The organism is Dactylosporangium sp. CA-052675, from assembly GCF_050947935.1.
Classification (GTDB): Bacteria; Actinomycetota; Actinomycetes; order Mycobacteriales; family Micromonosporaceae; genus Dactylosporangium.
This window is the reverse complement of record NZ_CP192010.1, coordinates 3,903,322-3,926,053: the sequence shown is the minus strand read 5'-3', so window position 1 is coordinate 3,926,053 and position 22,732 is coordinate 3,903,322. Positions and strand designations below refer to the sequence as shown.

General features: G+C 73.5%; 21 protein-coding genes and 1 pseudogene. 7 read left to right on the top strand and 15 right to left on the bottom strand.

Annotated features, from left to right (window positions below):
- Positions 1-20 precede the first annotated feature (20 nt).
- Positions 21-1,121: a magnesium transporter CorA family protein gene (locus ACQP1P_RS17945; protein WP_433087810.1), complete on the bottom strand. Its 1,101-nt coding sequence runs from the start codon at positions 1,119-1,121 to the stop codon at positions 21-23.
- A 104-nt stretch (positions 1,122-1,225) separates the two neighbouring features.
- On the opposite strand from ACQP1P_RS17945, the gene ACQP1P_RS17940 reads away from it, so the two are divergent.
- Complete coding sequence (locus tag ACQP1P_RS17940; protein WP_433087809.1) at positions 1,226-1,942, top strand: VOC family protein; 717 nt, start codon at positions 1,226-1,228, stop codon at positions 1,940-1,942.
- A 904-nt stretch (positions 1,943-2,846) separates the two neighbouring features.
- Here ACQP1P_RS17940 and ACQP1P_RS17935 read toward each other — a convergent pair.
- Together ACQP1P_RS17935 and ACQP1P_RS17930 are read right to left on the bottom strand one after the other, a co-directional pair.
- Complete coding sequence (locus ACQP1P_RS17935; RefSeq protein WP_433087808.1) at positions 2,847-3,062, bottom strand: hypothetical protein; 216 nt, start codon at positions 3,060-3,062, stop codon at positions 2,847-2,849.
- 198 nt (positions 3,063-3,260) lie between these two features.
- A complete protein-coding gene (locus tag ACQP1P_RS17930) occupies positions 3,261-3,644 on the bottom strand; it encodes an STAS domain-containing protein (protein ID WP_433087807.1) in 384 nt (127 codons plus the stop codon).
- Between the two features lie 395 nt (positions 3,645-4,039).
- On the opposite strand from ACQP1P_RS17930, the gene ACQP1P_RS17925 reads away from it, so the two are divergent.
- Both ACQP1P_RS17925 and ACQP1P_RS17920 read left to right on the top strand, forming a co-directional pair.
- On the top strand, positions 4,040-5,014 hold the full coding sequence (locus tag ACQP1P_RS17925; RefSeq protein WP_433087806.1) for an AraC family transcriptional regulator: 975 nt from the start codon (positions 4,040-4,042) through the stop codon (positions 5,012-5,014).
- A complete protein-coding gene (locus tag ACQP1P_RS17920; protein ID WP_433087805.1) occupies positions 5,011-5,961 on the top strand; it encodes a helix-turn-helix transcriptional regulator in 951 nt (316 codons plus the stop codon). The genes ACQP1P_RS17925 and ACQP1P_RS17920 overlap by 4 nt, the downstream gene beginning before the upstream one ends.
- Positions 5,962-5,985: 24 nt before the next feature.
- Here ACQP1P_RS17920 and ACQP1P_RS17915 read toward each other — a convergent pair whose 3' ends face one another.
- The 9 genes and pseudogenes from ACQP1P_RS17915 to ACQP1P_RS17875 all read right to left on the bottom strand — a co-directional run bounded on the left by ACQP1P_RS17915 (position 5,986) and on the right by ACQP1P_RS17875 (position 14,786).
- The gene (locus tag ACQP1P_RS17915; RefSeq protein WP_433087804.1) at positions 5,986-6,822 is read right to left on the bottom strand and encodes a hypothetical protein; all 837 of its coding nucleotides are present in this window, start codon (positions 6,820-6,822) and stop codon (positions 5,986-5,988) included.
- 53 nt (positions 6,823-6,875) lie between these two features.
- Positions 6,876-8,429: a discoidin domain-containing protein gene (locus ACQP1P_RS17910; RefSeq protein ID WP_433087803.1), complete on the bottom strand. Its 1,554-nt coding sequence runs from the start codon at positions 8,427-8,429 to the stop codon at positions 6,876-6,878.
- A gap of 309 nt (positions 8,430-8,738) precedes the next feature.
- A pseudogene (locus ACQP1P_RS17905) lies at positions 8,739-9,035 on the bottom strand (ATP-binding cassette domain-containing protein); the annotation flags it as partial.
- Positions 9,032-9,568, bottom strand: a complete 537-nt coding sequence (locus ACQP1P_RS17900) for a helix-turn-helix transcriptional regulator (RefSeq protein ID WP_433087802.1) — start codon at positions 9,566-9,568, stop codon at positions 9,032-9,034. The gene ACQP1P_RS17900 and the pseudogene ACQP1P_RS17905, both read right to left, overlap by 4 nt.
- Positions 9,569-9,600: 32 nt before the next feature.
- Positions 9,601-10,107 carry a DUF1360 domain-containing protein gene (locus tag ACQP1P_RS17895; protein WP_433087801.1) on the bottom strand — a complete coding sequence of 169 codons (507 nt, stop codon included), beginning with the start codon at positions 10,105-10,107 and terminating at the stop codon, positions 9,601-9,603.
- A gap of 50 nt (positions 10,108-10,157) precedes the next feature.
- On the bottom strand, positions 10,158-10,547 hold the full coding sequence (locus ACQP1P_RS17890; RefSeq protein WP_433087800.1) for an MmcQ/YjbR family DNA-binding protein: 390 nt from the start codon (positions 10,545-10,547) through the stop codon (positions 10,158-10,160).
- A 69-nt stretch (positions 10,548-10,616) separates the two neighbouring features.
- Entirely contained in the window at positions 10,617-11,147 is a 531-nt protein-coding gene (gene def / locus ACQP1P_RS17885; protein ID WP_433087799.1) for a peptide deformylase, read from the bottom strand.
- A gap of 9 nt (positions 11,148-11,156) precedes the next feature.
- Positions 11,157-12,656 (bottom strand): long-chain-fatty-acid--CoA ligase, encoded by a 1,500-nt coding sequence (locus tag ACQP1P_RS17880; RefSeq protein ID WP_433087798.1) that lies wholly within the window; start codon positions 12,654-12,656, stop codon positions 11,157-11,159.
- Between the two features lie 174 nt (positions 12,657-12,830).
- Positions 12,831-14,786 (bottom strand): glycogen debranching N-terminal domain-containing protein, encoded by a 1,956-nt coding sequence (locus tag ACQP1P_RS17875; RefSeq protein ID WP_433087797.1) that lies wholly within the window; start codon positions 14,784-14,786, stop codon positions 12,831-12,833.
- 129 nt (positions 14,787-14,915) lie between these two features.
- Here ACQP1P_RS17875 and ACQP1P_RS17870 point away from each other — a divergent pair, with 129 nt between their 5' ends.
- From ACQP1P_RS17870 to ACQP1P_RS17855, 4 genes are read left to right on the top strand one after another with little or no spacing between them, the layout of a single operon-like run.
- Positions 14,916-15,902 (top strand): LacI family DNA-binding transcriptional regulator, encoded by a 987-nt coding sequence (locus tag ACQP1P_RS17870; protein WP_433087796.1) that lies wholly within the window; start codon positions 14,916-14,918, stop codon positions 15,900-15,902.
- Between the two features lie 19 nt (positions 15,903-15,921).
- A complete protein-coding gene (locus ACQP1P_RS17865; RefSeq protein WP_433087795.1) occupies positions 15,922-17,142 on the top strand; it encodes a sugar ABC transporter substrate-binding protein in 1,221 nt (406 codons plus the stop codon).
- Positions 17,142-18,191, top strand: a complete 1,050-nt coding sequence (locus ACQP1P_RS17860; protein ID WP_433087794.1) for a carbohydrate ABC transporter permease — start codon at positions 17,142-17,144, stop codon at positions 18,189-18,191. The genes ACQP1P_RS17865 and ACQP1P_RS17860 overlap by 1 nt, the downstream gene beginning before the upstream one ends.
- Positions 18,191-19,006, top strand: coding sequence for a carbohydrate ABC transporter permease (locus tag ACQP1P_RS17855; RefSeq protein ID WP_433087793.1), 816 nt, complete (start codon positions 18,191-18,193; stop codon positions 19,004-19,006). Before ACQP1P_RS17860 ends, ACQP1P_RS17855 begins: the two co-directional genes overlap by 1 nt.
- 38 nt (positions 19,007-19,044) lie before the next feature.
- Here the strand turns inward: ACQP1P_RS17855 and ACQP1P_RS17850 are convergent, their stop codons facing one another.
- From ACQP1P_RS17850 to ACQP1P_RS17840, 3 genes are all read right to left on the bottom strand, one after another.
- Positions 19,045-19,401 carry a VOC family protein gene (locus tag ACQP1P_RS17850; RefSeq protein ID WP_433087792.1) on the bottom strand — a complete coding sequence of 119 codons (357 nt, stop codon included), beginning with the start codon at positions 19,399-19,401 and terminating at the stop codon, positions 19,045-19,047.
- A gap of 33 nt (positions 19,402-19,434) precedes the next feature.
- Positions 19,435-19,752 (bottom strand): hypothetical protein, encoded by a 318-nt coding sequence (locus ACQP1P_RS17845; RefSeq protein ID WP_433090041.1) that lies wholly within the window; start codon positions 19,750-19,752, stop codon positions 19,435-19,437.
- 115 nt (positions 19,753-19,867) lie between these two features.
- Positions 19,868-22,693 carry an FAD-binding and (Fe-S)-binding domain-containing protein gene (locus ACQP1P_RS17840; protein ID WP_433087791.1) on the bottom strand — a complete coding sequence of 942 codons (2,826 nt, stop codon included), beginning with the start codon at positions 22,691-22,693 and terminating at the stop codon, positions 19,868-19,870.
- Positions 22,694-22,732 lie beyond the last annotated feature (39 nt).

Here is a 22,732-nt window from a genome sequence, read left to right as displayed (position 1 = left end):
GGATCATGCCAGGCGCCGCGTCACAGCCAGCGGTTGCGGCGCAGGTACCAGTACAGCAGCGCGCCCAGCGAGAGCATGATCGCGCAGCTGGCCACGAAGCCGCCCGTCCTGCCGAAGCCCGGGTACGGGACGTTCTGGCCGTAGAAGCCGGTCACGGCGGTCGGCACGGCGATGATCGCGGCCCAGGCGGCCAGCCGCTTGGTGATCTCGTTGAGCTCGGCGGCCTGCTCGTTGAGCTGGGTGTCGGCGATCCGGTCGACCCGGTCGCGGGCGGCGTCGACGGACTCCACCGTGCGCAGGGCGTGGTCGTAGACGTCCTGGTAGTACGGCGTCAGGACCTCGTCACGCAGATGGCTGTCGGCGCGGGAGAGCCGGCTCACCACCTCCTGCATCGGGGCCACCACGCGTCGCAGCGCGGCCAGGCTGGCGCCGAGCTCGTAGGCGCGGCGGCGCACGTCCACGTCGGTGTGCGCCTGGAACAGGTGCGTCTGCAGCTCGTCGACGGCGTCGTCGAGCTGCTCCACGGCGTGGTAGTGCCCGTCGACGACGACGTCGATCAGGCCGTACACCAGCGCGCTGACCTGGTTGCCGGCGTCCACGAGATCGGCGTTGAGATCCCAGCGCGCGATGAGCGTGTCGATGTCGAAGGCGTCCTTGCGCACCGTGACCAGCGCCCGCGGCGTGATGAACACGGCGATCTCGCCGGCGGTGAGCGTGACCGCGGTGCCGTCGACGCTCACGGCGTACATGTTGGCGAACAGATGGCTGCGGTACCGGTCCACCTTCGCGCGCTGGTGCGAGGTGATGGCGTCCTCGACGGCGAGGGGGTGCAGGCCGAACTCGTCGACGACGATCTGCAGGTCCCGCTGGTCCGGGTCGTACAGGTCCAGCCACACCACGGCCCGCTCGTCGGCGGCCAGGCGCTCGGAGAGCTGCTCGGCCGGGAAGCCCTCGTCCAGCAGCTCGCCGTCGCGGTACAGCCTGGTCCGCGTCGGGCACCGCGGCGGCACGGCCATGGTCACGCTCGGCGCCGACGGGCCGGGCGTCTGCGGGTCCCCGGGCGCCTCGGTGGGCTCGGCCACGAGCTCGTACTGCTGATCGGTGGTGGTCTCACGGGCCATGCAGATCAGTTTCCCCAGCTCCGGCGGCGCGATGCCGCGCTCGCCCATTTTTTGTCGTACCCCCCGGGCACAATGTCGATGACTTCGCAGAATGGGGGGGCACCATGATCGGCAAGCTGGAGATGGTCGTGCTCGACGCGGCCGACATCACGGGGTTGTCCGCGTTCTACCGAGCGCTGGCCGGCTGGTCCGAGACCAGCGTCGAGGACGACTGGATCACGCTCGGCACGCCCGACGGCTGGCAGGTCGCCTTCCAGCTCGCCCCCGACCATCGCGCGCCGCGGTGGCCCCTGCAGTCGCAGCCCCAGCAGGCCCACCTCGACCTGCGCGTGCCCGACCTCGAGGCCGGCTCGGCCCGCGCGGTGTCGCTGGGCGCGACGCTCCAGCAGCGCAACGAGGGCTGGCACACCCTGACCGACCCGGCCGGCCACCCCTTCGACCTGTGCCTGTCCCCGGACGTGACCGGCGTGACCCTCATGGGCGTGATGCTGGACTGCCCCGACGCCAACCGCTTGGCCCGCTTCTACTCCGAGGTGCTCGGCAAGCCGCTGACCTACGAGGCGGACGGGGTGGCGATGATCGGCGAGGACGGCGCCCAGCCGCTGCTGTTCCAGCAGGTCACCGACTACAGCGCGCCGCGGTGGCCGGACCCGGCCCACCCGCAGCAGGTCCACCTGGACATCGAGGTGGACGACCTCGACGCCGGGGAGGCGGCGGTGGTGGCGCTGGGGGCGGCGCGGCAGCCGGGGGCGGGGCGGTTCTTCCGGGTCTTCACCGATCCGGCGGGCAAGCCCTTCTGCCTGACGGTGCAGCCTTCCTGACGAGGCCGGCCCAGTCGGCTTTGCGCGACCCCACGGCCGGGCCGCGCACGGCGGGGCAGCGGTCGGCCGCGCGATCGTTCGCGGTCTCCGGACTGTCGGCGGTCTCATCGGCAGCGGGGCCGGACCGGCAGGAACCAGCGGGCCGCGCACGTGCCCCGCAACTGGCGTGGCGGCCGTGCTGGTGCCGGTCGCGGGCGGGTTCTTCCAGGTCCTCAGCGACCGGGCCAGCGCGAGCAGGGCCTTTCTCCTTGACCGTGCAGCCCTCCGACGAGCCCCAGCCCGGTCGGCATGAACGACCGCACGGCCGGGCCGGTGACCGGCCGCGTGATCGTTCGCGGTCACCGGACTATCAGCGATCTTATCGGCAGCGGGCCGGACCGTTGGGGATGAGCGCGCCGCGGGCCAGCGCCAGGCCAGTAGCAGCGGCCGCGGCGAGCATGCTGGGCGCGCCGTGAGCCGGACGCCGGCCGGTTCTTCCGGGGCTTCACCGATGTGGCGGACCAGCGCGGGCAACACACGCGAGCAGCGCGGGCAACGATCAGCGGGAATCAGGAGCCGCGCACACCGCGAACCGCGAACCGCGCACCGCGCACACCGCGCACACCGCAAACCGCGCACACCGCGCACACCGCAAACCGCGCACACCGCGCACACCGCAAACCGCGCACACCGCAAACCGCCCACCGCGCACACCGCGAGCCGCGCACGACCAGCAGGCGGCGATGCGGCTGTGCTGGCTCCTGGGCCCAGTGCGGCAGCCGGGCGCGGGCCAATTCTTCCGGGTCCTCTCAGCCGCGTGATCGTTCGCGGTCGCCGGGCTATCGTCGCACCGCGGTCTCGTCGGCGGCCGGGGCCGGACCGGCGGAGATCAGCGGGCCGCGCCGGCCCAGCGGGGCGAACGCGCTCAGAACCAGGCCGGCGGTCGTGATCGCCGGCCACCCCGGCCGCCGAGGGACAACACGGCCGCCGCGGCCGAGCCCGGGGCGCCGCCGGCGAAGATGCCCGCGACGTACGCGGTGTTCAGGCGGCTGCGGGCCTGGTGGGAGACGGCGAAGACTCGGGACTGATTCAGGATGGCCTGGGTCTGCATGGCGACGTCCAGCACAATGATAGCCACCACCAGGACGACCGGGCGCGCTCGCGCAGGGCGATCGTGGCGATGGAAGCGATCAGGGCCGGGTAGCGCAGGCGGTCCTTCGGCGGCAGCGCCGGGATGGCCCGCGCGAGGACCGGCGAACCAGAGCCGGTCGACGCACCGGCGAACCGAAGCCGGTCACCGCACCACAGTGCCGAAGCCGGTCACGGGACTGCGGCGGCCTCAGCGGCGCATACGGAACGGGGACGAGGACGGGGACGGGGATAGGGACGGGGAGGGGTCGCACAGCGCCGCGCGGGTGCCCGTCGCCTCCAGGATTCTCGCGGGCAGGCCGGTCGGGTCCAGCACGCGGAATCGGCAGCCGTGTTCGGCGGCCAGGTCGCGGGCGTCGAGCAGGGCACGCACGATGGCCGGGTCGATCAGAGTGGCCCGGTCGATGTCGACCTCGACGGCGCTGGGGCCGCTCGCGACGGCGGCGCGCAGGACGGCGGCCAGTTGGGGACGGTTCAGGCGCTCGAGGCGACCGCCGGCCACGACGAGGACGGTGCGCGACTCCGGGCGGTACCGCGTGGTGATCCAGCCGGCTCGGTCGTCGCCCGTGGCCATCGTCGCTCCCGTCCCGTCGTGCGCTCGTGCATGACACCGGCGTCGTGGGGCGCCGACGCACCGACCGGCGGCGGCCGACCGGTTTGAAACACCCCCGGCGGCGGCCAACCGGCACTAGCCACCCCAGCGGGGGCCGACCGGCACGAAACACCCCCGGCGGTGTCCGACCGGCACGAGCCACCCCGGCGGCCGACCGGACATGGCCGCGCGGACGCGAGCCGTGCCGGGAAGGGCCGCGGCGCCCACTGCGTGTGTGCTCAGCGTGACGGTGAGCAAAGGTTGGTCACTACCGCGCCAAGCGAACGATCGCCGTGTGGTTAGCTCCAGTGCGAAGGTGCGTTATCCGGACAGGAACGTCACTGAGCGGGTAACGTGCCGGAAACTGGAGGTGGTTCGTGAATTCGACCGCAGGTCATTCGGGTCTGGTCGAGATCCGCACCCGGGACCGGGACGTGATCGCGGAAGCGTTGAACCACGTCGTCGCGCACCGGGCCCGGATCACGTTCACGGACCCGGCCGAGGTCGATCTGTCGATGCGCTCGCGCGAGCACGGCGAGCTCGGCGGGCTGCGCGTGCGGCTCGGGGGCGTGGGGTATTCGGCGGCGTCGGAGCCGGTCGGGTACCTCCTGGGCGGCATCGTCGAAAGTGGTGAAATCACCGTCCGGGTCCGGGGACGGGATATCCAGCTCGGGCCCGAGGACGGCATGCTGTTCCCGGTGAGCCATTCGTTCGTCGGCGAATACGGGCGCTCGGCGCTGGGCGCGGTGAGCCTGCCGCTGCCGTATGTGGCGGACCTGGCGGAGGCCGAGACCGGGCTGCCCGCGGCCGACCTGCGGTTCGAGGGGGCGTTACCGGTGTCGGAGGCGATGCGGCGATACTGGGCCGGCACCGCCGCCTACCTGTCCCGCCAGCTCACCACGCCCGGCCTGGACCTCCCGCCGCTGCTCGCCGAGCACCTGCGGCGCCTCGGCGCGGTCACGATGCTCAGCGCGTTCCCGAACACGACGATGACCGCCGCGCGGGCCCCCGCCGACGGCCGCGTGGCCCCGGCCGTGGTACGCCGCGCGAAGGCGTTCATGGAGGAGAACCCGGAGCGCCCGCTCACCGTCGCCGAGATCGCCGCCGCGGCCGGGGTGGGCTCCCGGGGGCTGCAGGTCGCGTTCCGGCGGCACCTCGGGATCACGCCGATGGAGTACCTGCGCCGCGTCCGCCTCGAGCGCGTCCACCGCGAGCTGCGGGCGGCCGGGCCCGGCGACGGCGTCACGGTGCGCGAGACCGCGCGGCGCTGGGGCTTCGCCAACCCGGGCCGCTTCGCCGCGGAGTACCGGGCCGTCTACGGCCAGCCGCCCAGCCGGACCCTGCGGGTGTGAGCGTGGCGACGCTGTTCGAGACGACGGATGCCGAGGCCGCGCACCAGATGCTCGTGTCGACCTACGGCGCGATGCGCTTCAGCTGCACCGGCGAGCGGCGCCGGGCGCGGGTGGCGCGCACCGTGGTGGGGCCGATCGAGCTGCACCACAACACGTTCTCGATGCACTTCCAGATCGACGCCGACCCGATCCGCCGGGTGATGATGGGACGCGTGCTCGGGGGCTCCTTCTCCTACCGGCGCGGCGCCGAGCGGTGCGACAACGAGCCGGGCGACATCTTCATGCTCGCCTACCCGGACGCGCCCTACCAGTCCATCAACATCGACGTCGACCTGGAGTTCGCGGTCATCGACCCGGCGCTGCTGGCCCAGGTCGCCGACACCGGCCCGGACCGCGGTGCGGAGCCGTTCCGGTTCACCGGCTTCCACCCGCTCTCGCCCCAGGCCGCCCGGCTGTGGGGCACCACCTTCGACTTCGTGCGCGACAACGTCGCCGACACGCCGGCCGCGCTGGAGCCGCTGCTGGCCGGCAACGCCGCCCGGCTGCTGCTCGCCACCGCGCTGGCCACCTTCCCGAGCAACGTCAGCCACGAGCCGACGATCGAGGACCGCCGCGACGCCCACCCGGTCACGCTGCGCCGCGCGGTCGCGTTCATCGACGCCAACGCGCACCGCGACATCAGCCCGGCCGACGTGGCCGCGGCCGCGCACGTCACGATCCGCACGCTGCAGCTCGCGTTCCGCCGCCACCTGGACACGACGCCGGGCGCCTACCTGCGGCGGGTCCGCCTCGAGCACGCCCACCGCGACCTGCTCGACGCGGACCCGCCCACGACGACCGTCGGGGCGGTCGCGGCCCGCTGGGGGTTCGCCAGCCACAGCCGGTTCACCGCCCACTACCACGAGGTCTACGGCCAGCTGCCGTCGGACACGCTGCGCCACCGGTAGCCGCGGGCCCCGGAGCAGCGCCGGCTACTGGTACAGCGCCAGGGTCCAGGTGCACTCGTCCGGGGTGACGACCATGAGCGTGCGCGCACCGGCGCTGCCGCCCTGCTCGAAGACGCCGCTCTCGCCGGTGCCGGACTTCGAAACGATGTCACGGCCGCCGAGCTTGTCGTCGGCGATCTCGAAGCGCTGCGGCGTCGGGCAGGTGTACGACCACGCGAGCTGCCACGGGGTCTTCAGCGCCGGGGTGTCGAGGTTGTCGCTGCCGTGGCCGTCCTGCTTCCAGATCGGCTGCCGCGCGTTCGCCCCGCCGGCGCCCTGCGTCACGAAGTCGAGCTGGAACTTGCAGCGGCCCTCGCTGACGACCTCGATCGGGTAGTGGTTGCGGCCCTCCGGCCCGGTGCCCCAGATGTGGATGAGCCCCTGGCCGGTGGGCGTGGTCCCCTCGACCGGGTTGCGGTCGCTCTCGTCGTGCCCGTCGAGGTAGCCGTTGTCGCCGTTGGTGCCGACCGCGATGCGGAAGACGACGTTGTTGAACACGTCCGCGGGCGCCTTCTGGCAGTCCCAGTACTTGAACCGGACCCCGTTGCCGGCGTTGCCGGGCTGGTAGTCGGGCGAGTTGTCGCCGTACTCGAAGTTGCCGTACGGATTCGGCTCGCTCACCGTGACCGTCTTGAGCACCCGCTCGCCCACGCCGGCCCCGGACCCGGACCCCGGCCCGGCCGCCGCCGTGGTGGGCGGCGGCCCGGCCGGAACCGTGGTCGGGGGCGGCGGCGCGCCCTGGGGCTCGGGTGAGCCGGAGGAGCCGCACGCCCCCGCGAGCAGCACCGCGACCAGGACCGTGGCGAAACCGGGAGCACGCACGGTCAAGATAGTTGCAGCACGGCAACCAGAATGCGTCGGCGGAACGGACAGGATCAGTAGCCGATCGCCGCCGCGGCGACGTTGCGCATGGTCGTCGCCACCGCCGCCGTCAGGTACTGGTCGGACAGCGCGCGCGGCGACTCGCGGAACAGGATGCCGTAGAGGGTCGCGGCGTCCAGGTAGATCGCGGTGTCGTTGGGGTGCTTGCCGTCGGCGACGATGAGGTACGACGTGCCGTTGGCCGCGATGATCGTCTCGAACTCGTCGCTGATCGGGGCGAGCAGGTTTGGGGTGCCCAGCGACGCCGACAGGGCCGCGTAGTTCGTGTCGATCGCCGCCGTCTGCGCCGCCCGGGTCGCGAACGGGGCCGGGTCGACCAGCGCCCAGTTCTTGAACAGCACGATCCGCCCGCCCGGCTTGAGTGCGCGCGCGAACGTGGGCGCGTACGTGTTGAGCAGCGTGTTCGTCGCCTGGGCGGGGTTCGTCGCGACCAGCGTGGAGTACTCCTGCAGCACGATGTAGTCGTATCGCTTCGTTCCGCTCAGGGCGGTCGCGACCTCGCCGCCGTCCCAGGTCTGCTGCAGGGTGTTGCCGAAGTGGATGACCTCGGTGACGTTCAGCGTGCGCCCGGCCGCCGACGCCAGGTGCTTGACCAGGGCGGGCGTGTCCTCGCCGGAGGCCCCGGTCGCGGTGCCGAGCAGGCTGTTGCCCACGAACAGCACGTCCGAGGCGGCCGGGGCCGTGGCCGTCGCCGTCACGGTGAAGTGGATCGCGTACGCGGAGCCGAGGGCCGCGCCCGACGACAGCGCCTGCACGGTCAGGGTGTACGTGTCCGGCGTGGACAGCAGCGGGCAGTCGACGTAGTCGTTGCACAGGAAGTAGGGCGCCTGCGACTCGGTACGGGTGTAGCTGCTGCCCTTGGCTCCGGTCATGGTGAACGTGACGCCGGCCGGGCTCACCCCGGCGGCGATGTCGGCGCGCAGGCTGAGGTTACGGTTGGCCAGGCGGGTCAGGTCCACGACCGCGCCGTCGACCAGCGGGCTCAGGCCGAGGATCGGCTTGCGGGACACGTCGTTGACGAGGGACAGGCCGTTGATCGCGCGGGTGGTGCCGGGGTTGCCGGTCGCGGTACCGAAGACCTGGAACTCCCAGAACGAGTAGCCGTAGGCCGCCAGCGCCCGGGTGGTCAGGTTGATGCGCACGTACCGTGCGGTGCCGGTGGCCGCGATGCTCTGCTTGCCGCCGGGGCCCGTCGTGGTCGAGTACACCTGGGTGTACGCGCTGCCGTCGGGCGAGAACTGGATCGTGAACGCCTTCGCGTAGGCGTTCTCCCAGGTGATGTCGATGCGGCTGACGGACGCGGCCGCGCCGAGGTCGACCTGGAACCACTGGCCGGCGGCGAACGCGCTGGACCAGCGGGTGCCGGTGTTGCCGTCGACGGCGGCGGTGGCCGGGGTGCCGGCGCTCTCCTGCGAGGAGGCGGTGACGGGCTTGTTCTGCGAGAGCACGACCTCCGCGGCCCGGGCGGGCGGGACGAGCACCCAGGCGAGGGCGGCGCCGAGCACGAGTGCGAGGGCGCCCCGGAGCAGGCGCAGGCGAGACGTCATGGCGGTGACTCCCGAGTCGATCTTGCGAGAGAGCGCTCTCTCGTCGTGTTGTCACTCTCGCACGCCTGTCAACCCCGCTCGGCGCAGCACGGCGTTGCCCTCGGGGTCGCGCACCGTCACCCAGCCGCGCCCCTCGGGCCCGCGGTGGACCTCGTGCACGGCGGCGCCGAGACGGGCCAGCCGGTCAGGCGGCTCCAGGTCGCGAGGGCGTACGGGTCCGGGCAGTCGACGGTGACGTGGCCCGGTCGCATCGCCGGCCTACGTGGTGCGCAGCTCCGACAGGTCGGTGCTGCGCCGCAGGAAGACCAGGGCGGTCAGGTCGGCGACGAGCTGGCCGAACTGGAACAGCACCCCGAACTCGGTGCGCCGCAGGCGCGAGCGGGCCGATTCGCTCATCGTGTCGATGCGGTTGCCGCGGTACGTCACCTCGCCCGAATCCGGCCGCATGATCCCGGCGAGACAGTGCAGCAGCGTCGACTTCCCGCACCCGCTGGCCCCGGTCACGGCGAGGATCTCCCCCTCGGCGACGTCGAGCGTGACGCCGCGCAGGGCGGGCGTCGCCCCGTAGGAGCGCACCACCGCCCGGGCCCTCAGGATGTCGGTCATGTCGGTACCCCCGGGGGCAGGTCGGCGACCCGGGCCAGCGTGGTGCGCAGCCAGTCCAGGTCGGCGTCGAGATGGGCGATGGCGTAGTCGGCCGCGATGACGTCCCCGAGCCCGGCCCCCGGGGCGGCCTTCGCCGCGGTGAGCTCGCGCAGGCGGTCGGCGTGGGCCTTGCGCTGGGCGGAGAGGTACGCGACGGCCCGCGCGGTGTCCGGCCACAGCAGCGCGACCATCACCTTCGTCAGCAGCGCGGCCCCGACGTGCGGGGCGGGCGGCTCGACGGTGGCGACCCAGCGCTCGAGCTCGTCGCGCCCGGCCGCGGTGATGGCGAACGCGGTCCGGTCGGGCCCTCCGGCGCGGTCCTGCCCGGCCTGGGTGACGAGCCCGTCGCGCTCGAGCCGGCCGAGCGTCGCGTACACCTGGCCGAAGCCGAGCGGCTTGGCCTTGGGCAGCGTGCGGTCATAGGCGTGCTTCAGGTCGTACCCGTGGCGCGGCCCGGCACCGAGCAGGCCGAGCAGCACGTACGACGCGGTCACGCACGAGACTATTCATCGAATGAATAGATCTGTCAAGCGGCCTTCCGCTTGGCCGCGTCGTAGGCCAGGTGCAGGAAGTCCGACCCGGCGACCGCGGCGGCCACGCTCATCCCGAACCGGGTCAGCCGCGGCGCGAACACGAGCCCGGCCGCGAGTCCCCCGGCCACCCAGACCCCGGTGCAGAACGGGCACGTCAGCAGCTCCCCGAGGGCGTGGCGGGCCCCGTGCCCGCGCGGGCTCTCGTTGAGCTCCGACTCCCCCGCGGCCTCCTCGAACTCGGTGAACGGCGCCCGGATCGGGCTGGTGATCGCGTCCTTGGTGATCAGCCGCGACAACTTGTGCGTGGCCACGGCGAGCAGCGCGACGTCACCGGCCGCGGGCCGCTCGGGCAGCTCCCGCCCGGCGAGCCGGGCCGCGCCGGCCACGGCACCCGCGGCCGCCGCGAAGACCCCGAGCACCGCGGCGTACCCTCGCAGCGGCCGCTCGTCGGGTGCCTTGCGCGCGTACTCACGACCGGCCCGGGAATCGATATCCGACATGCCCGTCCCGCTACCCGCCCGGCGCGCGGGGAAACTCTTTTCCCGAACCGTCAGCGCCCGGCCAGGTACTCCTCGACGAGCCCGCGCGGCGCGCACGAGAGCCAACCGTCCACAAGCGACTCCTCGACGTGCCGCAGCCGTACCGCGGGCAACGCGACGAGCACCGCCGCGTACCCGTCGAAGTGCGGGATCGTGAAGAACCCCGGCCGGCCCTCGGCGAGCACGGCCTCCTTCTCCCCGAGATCGCCGACACTGATCGCGACGATCGGCCCGGCCGGCGGCTCCTCGCGGCCGAACCGCTTGATGTCGGCCTTGCTGAACGGCCGCTCCCAGGCGAACACCTTGCCGCCCACGCCCCAGCCGCGGTTGCCGTAGCGCACGCCCTCAGTCACCTCGGGCAGCCGCAGCGCCAGCGCCGCCACCTCGTCCAGGCTCACCATGCCCCAATGTAGCTCCGGTCCGCCGTGGTGTGCCGAACGATCGCGGCAACCGGGCGGCGCGACCGCGGGTCAGTCCCGTCCCGGCCGCTCGCCCAGGCCGGCCTCGGTCAGGATCTTCCGGCGGCGGCGTGCGGACAGCAGATCGACGTACACGGTGCCGTCCAGGTGGTCGCACTCGTGCTGCAGGCAGCGCGCCAGGTAGCCGCTGCCCGTCACCGTCACCGGACGCCCCTCCAGGTCCACGCCGGTCACCGTCGCCAGTGCCGCCCGCCGCAGTTCCGTGTGCGGGCCCGGCACGGACAGGCAGCCCTCGGTGTCCCTCGTCGTGGCCTCCCGCCGCGAGAACGGCGACAGCACGGGATTCACGACGTGCCCGGCCCGGCGGGTGCCCTCGGCGTCCGGGCAGTCGTAGACGAAGACGCGCAGCGGCACGCCGATCTGGTTGGCCGCCAGGCCCACCCCGTCGGCGGCCTTCATCGAGGCGACCATGTCGGCCACCAGCCGGGCCAGGTCGCGGTCGAAGCCGGTCACCGGCGCGCACGGGGCGTGCAGCACCGGCTCGCCGTAGAGCGCGATCGCCCTCGCCCTGCCCTTTGCCATCGCCCCAAGTTACAGCAGGTCGAACGTGCGCCGGAGCTCGCGCTTGAGGACCTTGTGGCTCGGGCCGAGCGGCAGGGTCTCCACGAAGCGGATCTCGCGCGGGTACTTGTGCCGCCCCAGCCGTTCCCGCGCCCAGTCCACCAGCTCCGGGGCCGTGACCGGCACCGACGGGTCCGGCACGACGACCGCGCAGATCTCCTCGCCGTGCACCTCGTGCGGCACGCCGATCACGGCCGCCTGCATGACCGCCGGGTGCCGGGCCAGGACCTCCTCGACCTCGCGCGGGTACACGTTGAACCCGCCCCGGATCACGAGGTCCTTCTTGCGGTCCACGATGGTCACGAAGCCGGACTCGTCCTTCGTGCCGAGATCGCCCGTGCGGAACCACCCGTCCACGATCGCGGCGGCGGTGTCGGCGGGGCGGTTCAGGTAGCCGGCGAAGACGTTGTGGCCGCGGACCACGATCTCGCCCAGCGCGCCGGGCGGCAGCAGCTCGACGCGCTCCTCGATCTCGGGGCGGGCGATCTCCACCTCCACGCCCCAGATCGGGTGGCCCACGGTGCCGGCGCGGGTGCCGAAGTGCGGCTGGTTCGTCGTCGCGGTCGGGGACGTCTCCGACAGGCCGTACCCCTCGAAGATGCCGGTCGAGAAGGTCTCGCCGAACTTCTCGAGCACGGCGACCGGCAGCGGGGCCCCGCCGGAGACGCACAGGCGCAACCGCGGCAGATCCGCGCGGCCCTCGGCCGCGGCGAGCAGCGCGACGTACATGGTCGGCACCCCGTGGAAGACGGTGACGTTCTCGCGCACCATGAGCTCCAGCGCCGCCTCGCCGGTGAAGCGGGCCAGCATCACGAGGGTGGCGCCGAGGCGGAAGGTGCCGTTCATGCCCACGGTCTGGCCGAAGGTGTGAAACAGCGGCAGGCAGCCGAGCACCACGTCGGACGGGCGGGCGTCGTTGGCGTCGAACACGTTGACCATCGCGTTCATGACCAGGTTGAGGTGGGTGAGCACGGCGCCCTTCGGCTCGCCGGTGGTGCCGCTGGTGTAGAGCACGACGGCCGGGTCCTCGGGCGCCCGCGAGACGTAGGAGCGCAGCGGCGCGGCGCCGAGCAGGTCCGCGGGCGCGACGAGCGGGACGCCGGCCGCCGCGGCCGCCTCCGAGCCCATCGCGGTCAGGCCCGGGTGGCACACGAGCAGGCGGGCGCCGCTGTCCCGCAGCGTGTACGCGGCCTCCTGCGCGGTCAGCAGCAGGTGCACGGGCACGACGACCGCGCCCAGGGCGAGCGCCCCGAAGTACACCCGGGGGAAGTCCACGACGTTCGGGATCTGCAGCGCGACCCGGTCGCCCGGGCCCACGCCGAGATCGCGCAGCGCGGCGGCGCAGGACAGCGCCTCCCGCCAGAGGGTGTCGTAGGTGACCCGCTGCTCCCCGTCCACGACGGCGATGTGCTGCGGGTGCTTGCGGGCCGACTCGGCCAGCACGGCGGCGAGGGACAGGGTCGCGCTCATGCGCTCCAAACTAACGCTGGAAGTTTTTCGCCGCCAGCCTCAATTTGCACGGGTACTGCATGAACCTCCGCCGGCCAGGACGGATCGCGGCCGAGCCCGCCCACCGCGGCGCGGGCCTCGCCGCCCGGCCCGGCCGCCGCACGGCCCGGCCGCCGCACGGTCCCGCTCCCCCGCCTACATCCCGGCGCCGCTGGACTTCCTCGCCACCCGCAGACCGGGCGGTCCACTGTGGATCGTCGGGGTGCCGTCGGCCGCGACGGAGACGTCGAGGTGCACCCCCGCGACGCGCAGCCCCCGCACCCGGAACGCGCCGACCGGGGACGGGGCCAGCGGACCGATCGTGACCCGTCCCGCCGGCACGTCCGGGTCGAGGCCGAGCAGCGCCGTCAGCAACGCCGGGCCCGCGGCCGCCGACCAGGCCTGCGGGCGGCAGGAGGCCGGGTACGCGGTGGCGGCGTCGTCCCCGCCGTAGAGCTCCGGCAGCCGGAACCCGAAGCGCTCCCCGGCCGCCAGCAGCGCCCGCACCAGCGCCGCGGCCTGCGCGTGGTGGCCGTCGCGGGCCAGGCCCAGCAGCGTGATCGCGGTGTCGTGCGGCCAGACGGAGCCGAGGTGATAGGACAGGACGTTGTACCCCGCCGAGGCCGGCGACACCGTGCGGAGCCCGAACGGCGAGGCGAGGGCCGCGACGTGGGCGGCGACCGCCCGGCTCTCGTCGGCGTTGAGCAGCCCGGTGCCGAGCAGGTGGCCCATGTTCGACGCGATGCTGTCGACCTGTTCGCCGGAGCCGTCCAGGGCGATCGCCGGGTAGCCGCCCGGGCACCAGAACGCCTTGCGGAAGCGCTCGGCGAGGTCCGCGGCCCACGCGCGCCAGGTCTCGGCGCCGGGGCGGGCGAACGCGTCGAGCAGGGCGGCGCCGTCCAGGGCGGCCCGGTACGCGTAGGCCTGGACCTCGCTCAGCGCCAGGGGCCCCTCGGCGATGCGGCCGTCGGCGTGCTGGACACCGTCGCCAGAGTCCTTCCAGCCGTGGTTCACCAGGCCCTTGCCGTTCGCGCGGTACGCGATGAAGCCGTCGTGCCCGCCCAGCCAGTCCAGGGCCCGCTCGACGTTCGGCAGCAGCGGCTCGACCTCGGCGGCCGGCAGGCCCCAGCGCCACGCGTCGGCGAGGGTGCTGATCCACAGCGCGGTCGCGTCGACGGTGCCGTAGTAGACGGGCGGGAGATGGTACGACGCGTCGGCCGGCCGGACCTCGTGCAGGATCTTGCCCGGCTCCTCGTCGGTGTCCGGGTCGTGCCGCGTGCCCTGGCGGCGGGCGAGGGCGCGCAGGGTGCCGGCCGCGACCTCGGTGCCCAGCGGCAGCGCGAGGCGGGCGGCCCACAGCGAGTCGCGGCCGAAGAGCGTGAGGTACCACGGGCTGCCCGCGGTGTAGTACACGTCGGGCCCGTCGGTGCGGCGCAGCGCCTCGAGGTCCTCGACCCCGGTGCGCACCAGCGCGTCGAGCCGCCGGTCGCCGGCCGCGACGGCGAGCGGCGACGAGCCGGCCGGCCGCGCGGCGCCGGCGGTGTCGGTGCGGGCGAAGGTCAGCCGGGCCGTCCACGACTCCCGCGGGGCCAGCGTCACCTCCCAGCGCAGCCCGGGGCCGGCCGGAGCCGGCTCGGCCGCGACCGTCACCGTCATCCCATCGGGCGACACGGCCTGCGGGTAGACGTCCACCGTGGACAGCTCCGCCGCGAGGCCGTCCTTGACCGTGCCCATGGTGGCGAAGTCGGTGGCCGCCGACACCTCGACGGTCGCGCGCAGCGTCTCGTGGGACGCGTTCGCGAGCACCAGGGTCTCGGTGCCGCCGCGCGGGCCCGCCTCGCGGCGGCGGGTCAGCGTGACGGTCGGGTCGGGGCCGTCGTCGCCCAGCTCGCGCACCACGGCGGCGAACTCGGCCGCGGCCGCCGCGGCCCGCCGGGCGCCGATGGGCACGGGGTCGTGCCCGGCCACGGTGACCGTCAGCCGGGCCAGGACGCGGCGGTCCTCGACGAACAGGCCGTCGGGGTCGGCGCGCAGGTCGCCGGACGGGCCGGAGAGCCAGGTCGCGGGGGCGGCCACGCACGTGACGTGCTCGTGCAGGTAGGGCTGGCGCATATCGGTACCTCTTGACAAGCCGACGAGCGAGTGGGAACGTCCCGACATCCGGTGTTGAACGTTCAAACGCTTCCCGATTGCCGTTTTGAACGTTCAACACGACGCACCATACGACATTCGGGAGCGATTGTGCAGCCCACTGTTGAGGACGTGGCGAAGGCCGCCGGGGTTTCCCGGCAGACCGTGTCCAACGTGCTCAACGCGCCCGAGCGGGTCCGGCCGGAGACCCGCGAGCGGGTCGAGGCCGCCATCGACCAGCTCGGATACCGACCGAACCGCCTCGCCCAGGGCCTGCGCGCCTCGTCGTCGCGGATGATCGGCTACCGCCTGGAGCCCGTGCACCCCCACGCCCTCGGCAGCATCCACGACCGCTTCCTGCACGCCCTCGCCGACGCCGGCCGCGCCGAGGACCACCATCTGCTGCTCTACACCGCCGACGACGCCGAGGGCGAGGTCGCCGGGGCCGTCGCCCTGCACAAGGCCGGCGCGATCGACGCCCTCGTCCTCTACGGCCTGCACGTGGGCGATCCGCGGCCGCCGGCACTGCGCGCGCACCGGGTGCCGTTCGCGGCGTTCGGCCGCACCGGCGACGACGACGGCCACCCCTGGGTCGACGTCGACAACGCCGCCGGCACCGCGGCCGCGACCCGCCACCTCGCCGAGGCCGGGCACCGGCGGATCGCCTTCGCCGGGTGGCCGCCCGACGGCGGTGTCGGCGACCGGCGCGCCGAGGGCTGGCGGGACACCTGCGCCGAGCTCGGCCTGGCACCCTGGCCGGACCTGCGCGGCGAGGACTCCCTCGCGGTCGGCGCCGCGCTCGCGGCCCGGCTCCTCGACGACCCCGACCCGCCCACCGCGGTCGTCACGGCCACCGACACCCTCGCCGCCGGGATGCTGCGCACCGTGCACGCCCGCGGCGCCCGGCTGGCCGTCGTCGGCTTCGACGACACCCCGACCGCCTCCGCCCTCGACCTGTCCAGCGTCCGGCAGCCGATCGAGGCGGCCGGCCACGCGATGATCGCCGCCCTGCTCAAGCCCCCGGCGGCGGGAGACCCGACACCCGCCCGCCTGCTGCCCCCCGACCTGATCGTCCGCGGGTCCAGCGCCTCGCCCTGACACCCCCAAGGAGCAACCGATGAGAATCATGAGACCCGCCCTCGCCTTAGTGCTCGCCGGCGTGCTGTCGGCCACCGCCGCCTGCGGTGACGACGGCAGCGGCAAGCAGGGCGACACGACCGGCGCGAAGCTCACCATGTTCGCGTTCTCGTCGTCGCCGGCCGAGGACGCCGTGCTGCGCAAGGCCATCGACGACTACAACAAGCAGGGCCGCAACACCGTCGACCTGAAGGTGCTGCCGGAGTACGACACCGCGCTCACCACCGCCCTCGCCGGTGGCCAGCCGCCGGACGTGTTCTACCTCAACGACAACAAGCTGCCGGACCTCGGCAAGAGCGGCGCCCTGGAGCCCACCGGCGACCAGGTCGACAACCCCGGCGACTTCTACGACACGCTGAAGCAGTCGTTCACCTACCAGGGCACGTACTACTGCGCGCCCAAGGACTTCTCGACCCTGCAGCTGGTCTACAACACCGCCGACTTCGAGGCCGCGGGGCTCAAGCCGCCCACGACGTGGGAGGAGCTGGCCACGACCGCGAAGGCGCTCACCAAGCCCGGGCACCCCGGCCTGGTCCTGGCGCCGGAGTTCTACCGGTGGGGCGCGTTCTTCGCCCAGGCCGGGGCGTGGCCGACCGACGACGGCGTCACGAAGATGACGATGGATACGCAGCCGATGCGTGACGCGCTGCAGTACCTCACCGACAACCACAAGGCGGGCTCGTTCGGCACCCCCGCGGCGGTCGGCGCCGGCTGGGGCGGCGAGGCCTTCGGCAAGGGCCTGACCTCGATGACCGTCGAGGGCAACTGGATCGTCGGGGCGATGAAGAACGACTTCCCGAACATCAAGTACGGCGTCGCCGAGCTGCCCGCGGGCCCCAAGGGCAAGGGCACCATGTCGTTCTCGGTCTGCTACGGCGTGGCCAAGGCGTCCAAGAGCAAGGCCGCCGCGGTCGACCTCGTGAAGTTCCTGACCTCGCCCGACGAGCAGCTCACCATCACCAAGGAGTTCCCGGTGATGCCGTCGCGCAAGTCCCTGGCCGACAAGTGGCTGACGGACAAGCCCGAGCTCAAGGCGTTCGTGGCCGGCGGCGACTACGCGAAGAAGTCGGTGTTCGTGCCCGGCTTCAGCACCGTCATCGACACCTTCAACGACGGCATCCAGGGCCTGGCGAAGGGCAACAAGTCCGTCGACGACGTGGTCTCCAGCACCCAGAAGGCCGGCGGATCGGTGCTGGGCTGATGCGTGTGGAACCTGCCGCCCCGGTCGCGCGCGAGCGCGGCCGGGGCGGGATCCGCGGGCGGCAGGGGCTGGCCGGCTGGCTGTTCGTGTCGCCCGCGCTCGTCCTGCTCGGCGTGTTCATGGTCGCGCCGATCCTGCTGGCCCTCTGGGTGAGCTTCCGCGACTGGAGCGGCCTGGCCCCGCTGTCCGCCTCGAGCCCGGCCGGGACCGACAACTACCAGGACCTGCTCACCCACACGGGCGTCGTGCGCGGCGACTTCGCCAAGAGCCTGCGCAACAACGTGTACTACGTGCTCGGCGTGGTGCCCGCGCAGACGCTCCTGGCGCTGGTGCTGGCCGTCATCGTCAACGCCAAGCTGCTCAGGGGCCGCACGTTCTTCCGGGCCGCGTTCTACTTCCCGTCCGTCACCAGCTCGATCGCGGTCGCGTTCATCTTCGTGTTCCTGTTCAGCCCGAACGGCGTGGTCAACACGGTGCTGTCCGCGCTGCTGCCGGGCAAGGTCGGGCTGGTCTGGCTCGACGACTCCGACGGGCTCATCCACCTGCTGCTGCGCGCCGCCGGCGTCGGCTCGCCGCCCGGCCCGCTGCGGCACGAGTTCCTCGACCTGTCGTGGTGGGACTGGCTGTCCGGACCGAGCGTGGCGCTGAGCTCCATCATGATCCTGGCGACGTGGACGACGACCGGCACCTTCATGCTCATGTTCCTGGCCGGGCTGCAGAACATCCCGGTCGAGGTCGAGGAGGCCGCCGAGGTCGACGGGGCCTCCCGGTTCCAGCTGTTCTGGCGCGTGACGCTGCCGATGCTCAAGCCCACGCTCTTCCTCGTGATCACGCTGGGGCTGATCGGCACGTGGCAGGTGTTCGACCAGGTGTACGCCATGACCTCCGGCGGCCCCCAGAAGACCACCCTGACGCCGGCGTACCTCGTCTACCGCGAGGGCTTCCAGAACTCCGCGATGGGCCGGGCGGCCGCGATCGCCTTCATCGTGTTCGTCATCATCCTCATCTTCACCGGCCTGCAGCGGCTGGTCCTGCGCCGGGAGCGCTGATGATCCGCCGAGCCCTGCTGACCCTGTTCGCGATCATCTTCATCTACCCGTTCGTGCTGTCGCTGGCCACCTCGTTCAAGTCCCGCCCCGAGGTCGCGGCCCACCCGGTCACCCCCTGGCCGGCCAGCCCCGACCTGCGGGCGTGGACCGACGTGCTCGTGCACAGCGACTTTCCCCTGTGGACGTTCAACTCGCTGCTCGTCACGGTCGTGGCCACGCTGCTGCGCGTGTTCCTGGACTCGCTGGCCGGCTACGCGCTCGCCCGGCTGGAGTGGCGCGGGCGCGGGATCGTCTTCGCCGGCGTCGTGTCGGTCCTCGCGGTGCCGCCGATCGTGCTCACGGTGCCCCGGTTCCTGGTGCTCAAGGAGCTGACGCTGCTCAACTCGTACACCGGGCTGATCCTGCCCCTGGCCGTGGACGCCATGGGCATCTTCCTCATGCGCCAGTTCTTCGTCGAGCTGCCGCGCGAGCTGGAGGAGGCGGCCCGCATCGACGGCGCCTCGATCTTCGGCGCCTACTGGCACATCGTGCTGCCGCTGGCCCGCCCGGCGCTGCTGACCCTGACGATCCTGTCGTTCCAGGGCGTGTGGAACGAGTTCCTGCTGCCGCTGATCGTGGTGCGGGCCAGCCCGTCGCTGTGGACGCTGCCGTTCGGCCTGTCGACGCTGGGCCGCGGCGGGGCGGGCGGGCAGAGCTTCGACTATCCGGTGATGATGGCCGGCTCGATCCTGACCATCGTCCCGGTCGCCATCGTCTTCATCGTGTTCCAGCGCTTCTTCGTGCGGGGCGTGGCCGCCTCGGGCGTGAAGGGCTGACGGCGGACCGGCGGCGCGCACTCCACGCGGGCCGCCGGTCAGGCGTAGTACTGCACCAGGCAGAACTCGTGCCCCTCGGGATCGGCCATGACGACGACCACCCCGGCGTCGTAGTCGTGCCGCTCGCCCGTGAACCGCCCGCCGAGCGCGGTGACCTGCGCCATCCCGGCCTCGATGTCGTCGCAGGCGATGTCGAGGTGGATGCGCACCTTGCCCCGCGCCGGCTCGGGCACCGGCTGGAACACCAGCCGCGGCTGGGGGTCGCCACGCTCGCCGAGGTACACCCAGCCGTCCTGCGCGGGGCCGGGCTCGCGGCCGAGCAGCGCGCTCCAGAACCGCGCCACCCGCACGGGATCGAGACAGTCGATCGTGACCCCGGACCAGACGTTCGCCATGCCCGGATCCTCGCAGGCCGCCGGCCCGGCGGCTCAGTCAGGACGTTCAGCGGAGTGCTCGGCGGATTGCGGTGCGGCCCCGTCGAGCAGCAGCGGGTCCGGGCGCTTGCCGAGGGCCATGGCGAGCCCGAGCCGGGCCCGCAGCCCCGGGGCCGGCCGGCCGACGCGCGCGGAGGCGGGAATGCCGGCCGCGCACGACTCGGCGAACGGCGCGTCCCACGCCGGGTTGAGCCGCGCCCCGAGGCGCAGCGTCTCGGCGACGGTCAGCTGCCGGTACAGCGGCGCGTCCTGCGCGAGGAACCCGATCCGCGCACCGGCGGGGATGGTGACGGCGCCCCGGTCCGGGTGCAGCAGGCCGGCCGCCGCGCGCAGCAGGGTCGTCTTGCCGGCGCCGTTGCGGCCGACGAGGGGCGGTCACCGAGCCCGCGGGCACCGCGAACGAGCAGGTAGTGGACTTGCCGGGCTGTCAAGCCTTCCGGCGCAGCGCGTCGGCGAGCAGCTCCACGAGATGCCGGCCCGGCCGGCCGGCGAGGTCGGCGGCCTGGGTGCGGCAGGAGAACCCGTCGGCGAGGAAGACGTCGTCCGGCCCGGCCTGCTCCAGCGCGGGCAGGAGCTGCTGCTCGGCGACGGCGACGGACACCTCGTAGTGGCCGCGCTCGACGCCGAAGTTGCCGGCCAGACCGCAGCAGCCGCCGAGCCGCCGGACCGTCGCGCCGGTCTGCTTGAGCAGCTTCGCGTCGGCCTCCCAGCCCATGACCGCGTGGTGGTGGCAGTGCGGCTGGGCCACGACCGTGACCCCCTCCAGCGACGGCGGGGTCCAGCCCGGCGTGCGGGCCAGCAGCTCGGCGACGGTGACCGTGGCGGCGCTGACCTTGCGGGCGGCATCGGTGTCGAGCAGCTCGACCAGGTCGCCGCGCAGCACGCCGGTGCAGGAGGGCTCGAGGCCGACGATCGGCACGCCGCGCTCGACGGCGTCGGTGAGCGTGCGCACGGTCGAGCCGAGGATGCGCTTGGCCGCGTCCAGCTGGCCGGTGCTGATCCAGGTCAGGCCGCAGCACGCGGACTCGCTGGTCAGCTCGGGCGCGTAGCCGGCCGCGGTGAACACCTCGACGGCGGCCTGGGCGATGCCGGGGGCGAAGTGGTCGGTGAAGCTGTCCACGAACAGCAGCACGGGCGTGCCCGGGGCGACCGCGCGGCCCCGGAACCAGCGGCGGAACGTCTTGGGGGCGAACTTCGGGATCGAGCGGCGCGAGTCCACGCCCGCGGTGAAGAGCGCGAGGTTGCGCAGGCCGGGCGCCGAGGTGAGCGCGTTGGCCACGCGGGGCAGCCGGGACGCGAGCCGCGACCACATCGGCAGCCGGCCCAGCGAGTAGTGCGAGCGCGGGCGGACCCGGCCCTTGTAGCCCTGGTGCAGGACCTCGGCCTTGTAGGCGGCCATGTCGATGCCGGTCGGGCAGTCCGACGCGCAGCCCTTGCAGGACAGGCACAGGTCGAGGGCGTCGTGCAGGGCGGGCGCGCGCCAGTCGGGGGCGAGGTCGCCGTCGAGCATCTCCTGCAGTACGCGGGCCCGGCCGCGGGTCGAGTCCTTCTCGTTGCGGGTGGCCAGGAACGACGGGCACATGACGCCGCCGAGCACGGTGGTGTCGGCGCGGCACTTGCCCACGCCGGTGCAGCGGTGCACGGCCTGGTTGAAGTCGCCGTGGTCGGCGTGGTAGCCGAACGCGAGCGGCTGCTTGACCGGGCGGCCCGCGGCCACCCGCACGTCGGCGTCGACCGGGTCGGGGTCGACGAGCACGCCCGGGTTGAGCAGGTTGCCGGGGTCGAAGGCGTGCTTGACGGCCCGGAAGAGCTCCATCGCCTCGGCGGAGTACATGCGCGGCAGCAGCTCGCTGCGGGCCCGGCCGTCGCCGTGCTCGCCGGACAGCGAGCCGCCGTAGCCGACCACGAGGTCCGCCGCGTCCTCGAGGAACGCGCGGAACTTCGCGGTGCCGCCCGGCCGGTCCAGCGGGTAGTCGAGCCGGACGTGGACGCAGCCGTCGCCCAGGTGGCCGTACGGCATCGCGCTGAGCCCGTGCCGCTCGACGAGCGCGTCGAAGTCGCGCAGGTAGTCGCCGATGCGGGCGGGCGGGACGGCCGCGTCCTCCCAGCCGGCGTGCGCGGGCAGCCCGGACGGCGCCCGCCCGGCCAGCCCGGCACCGTCCTCGCGGATGCGCCAGAGCGGTGCGGCCTTCGCGGTGTCCTCGACCACGAGCGCGTCGACGGCCCCGGCCTGCGCGGCGAGGCGCCCGGCGCGCTCGCGGCACTCGTCGAGGTCGTCGCCGGCGATCTCGACGAAGAGCCATGCGGTGCCGCCCGGCAGCGGCGGCACCGCGTCGGGGCCGCGCCGGCTTCGCACGACCTCGACGATGCGCGAGTCGATGCCCTCGCAGGCGGTCGGCTCGAAGCCGAGGATCGTGGGCACCACGTCGCCGGCGGTGCCGAAGTCCGGGTACCCGAGCACGACCAGCAGGCGGTGCTTCGGGTCGACCACCAGCCGTACCGTCGCCTCGGTCACCACCGCGAGGGTGCCCTCGCTGCCGACGAGCAGGCCGGTCAGGTCCAGGCCGCGCTCGGGCAGCAGGTGCTCGACGGCGTAGCCGGAGACCTGCCGGGGGAACGTCGCGAACTCGGTGCGGGCGACGGCCAGGTGGGCGCCGACGACGGCCTGGAGGGTGTCCGCGATCGCCTTGGCCCCCTCCAGGGTGGGCCGTCCGCGCTCGTCGCGCCCGGTGGAGAACCGCTCGCCGTCGATCGTGAGCGCGTCCAGCCCGACGACGTTGTCCGAGGTCCGGCCGTAGCCGAGGGTGCGCGACCCGCACGAGTTGTTCCCGATCATCCCGCCGATCGTGCACCGCGTGTGCGTCGAGGGATCGGGGCCGAAGCGCAGGGCGTGCGGGCGGGCGGCGGCCTGCAGGGTGGCGTGCACGGCGCCGGCCTGCACCCGGGCGGTGCGGGTGCCCGGGTCCACCTCCAGGACCTTGTCCATGTGGCGGCTGAAGTCGAGCACGACGCCGCGGCCGATCGCGTTGCCGGCCACGGAGGTACCCGCGCCGCGGGCGGTGATCGGCACCCCGAGCGCCCGGCACACGTCGAGCGTCGCCGCGACGTCCTCGTCGCCGCGGGGCCGCACGACCGCGCGCGGCACGACCCGGTACAGCGAGGCGTCGCTGGCGTACGCGGAGCGGTGGGCGTCGTCGGTGAGCACATCCACCACACCCGCCCGGGCGAGACGGTCGATCAGTTCGTCGCTCATGTCCCTCTTGCCGCTCGTACACCTGCTCGGACTCGGTCC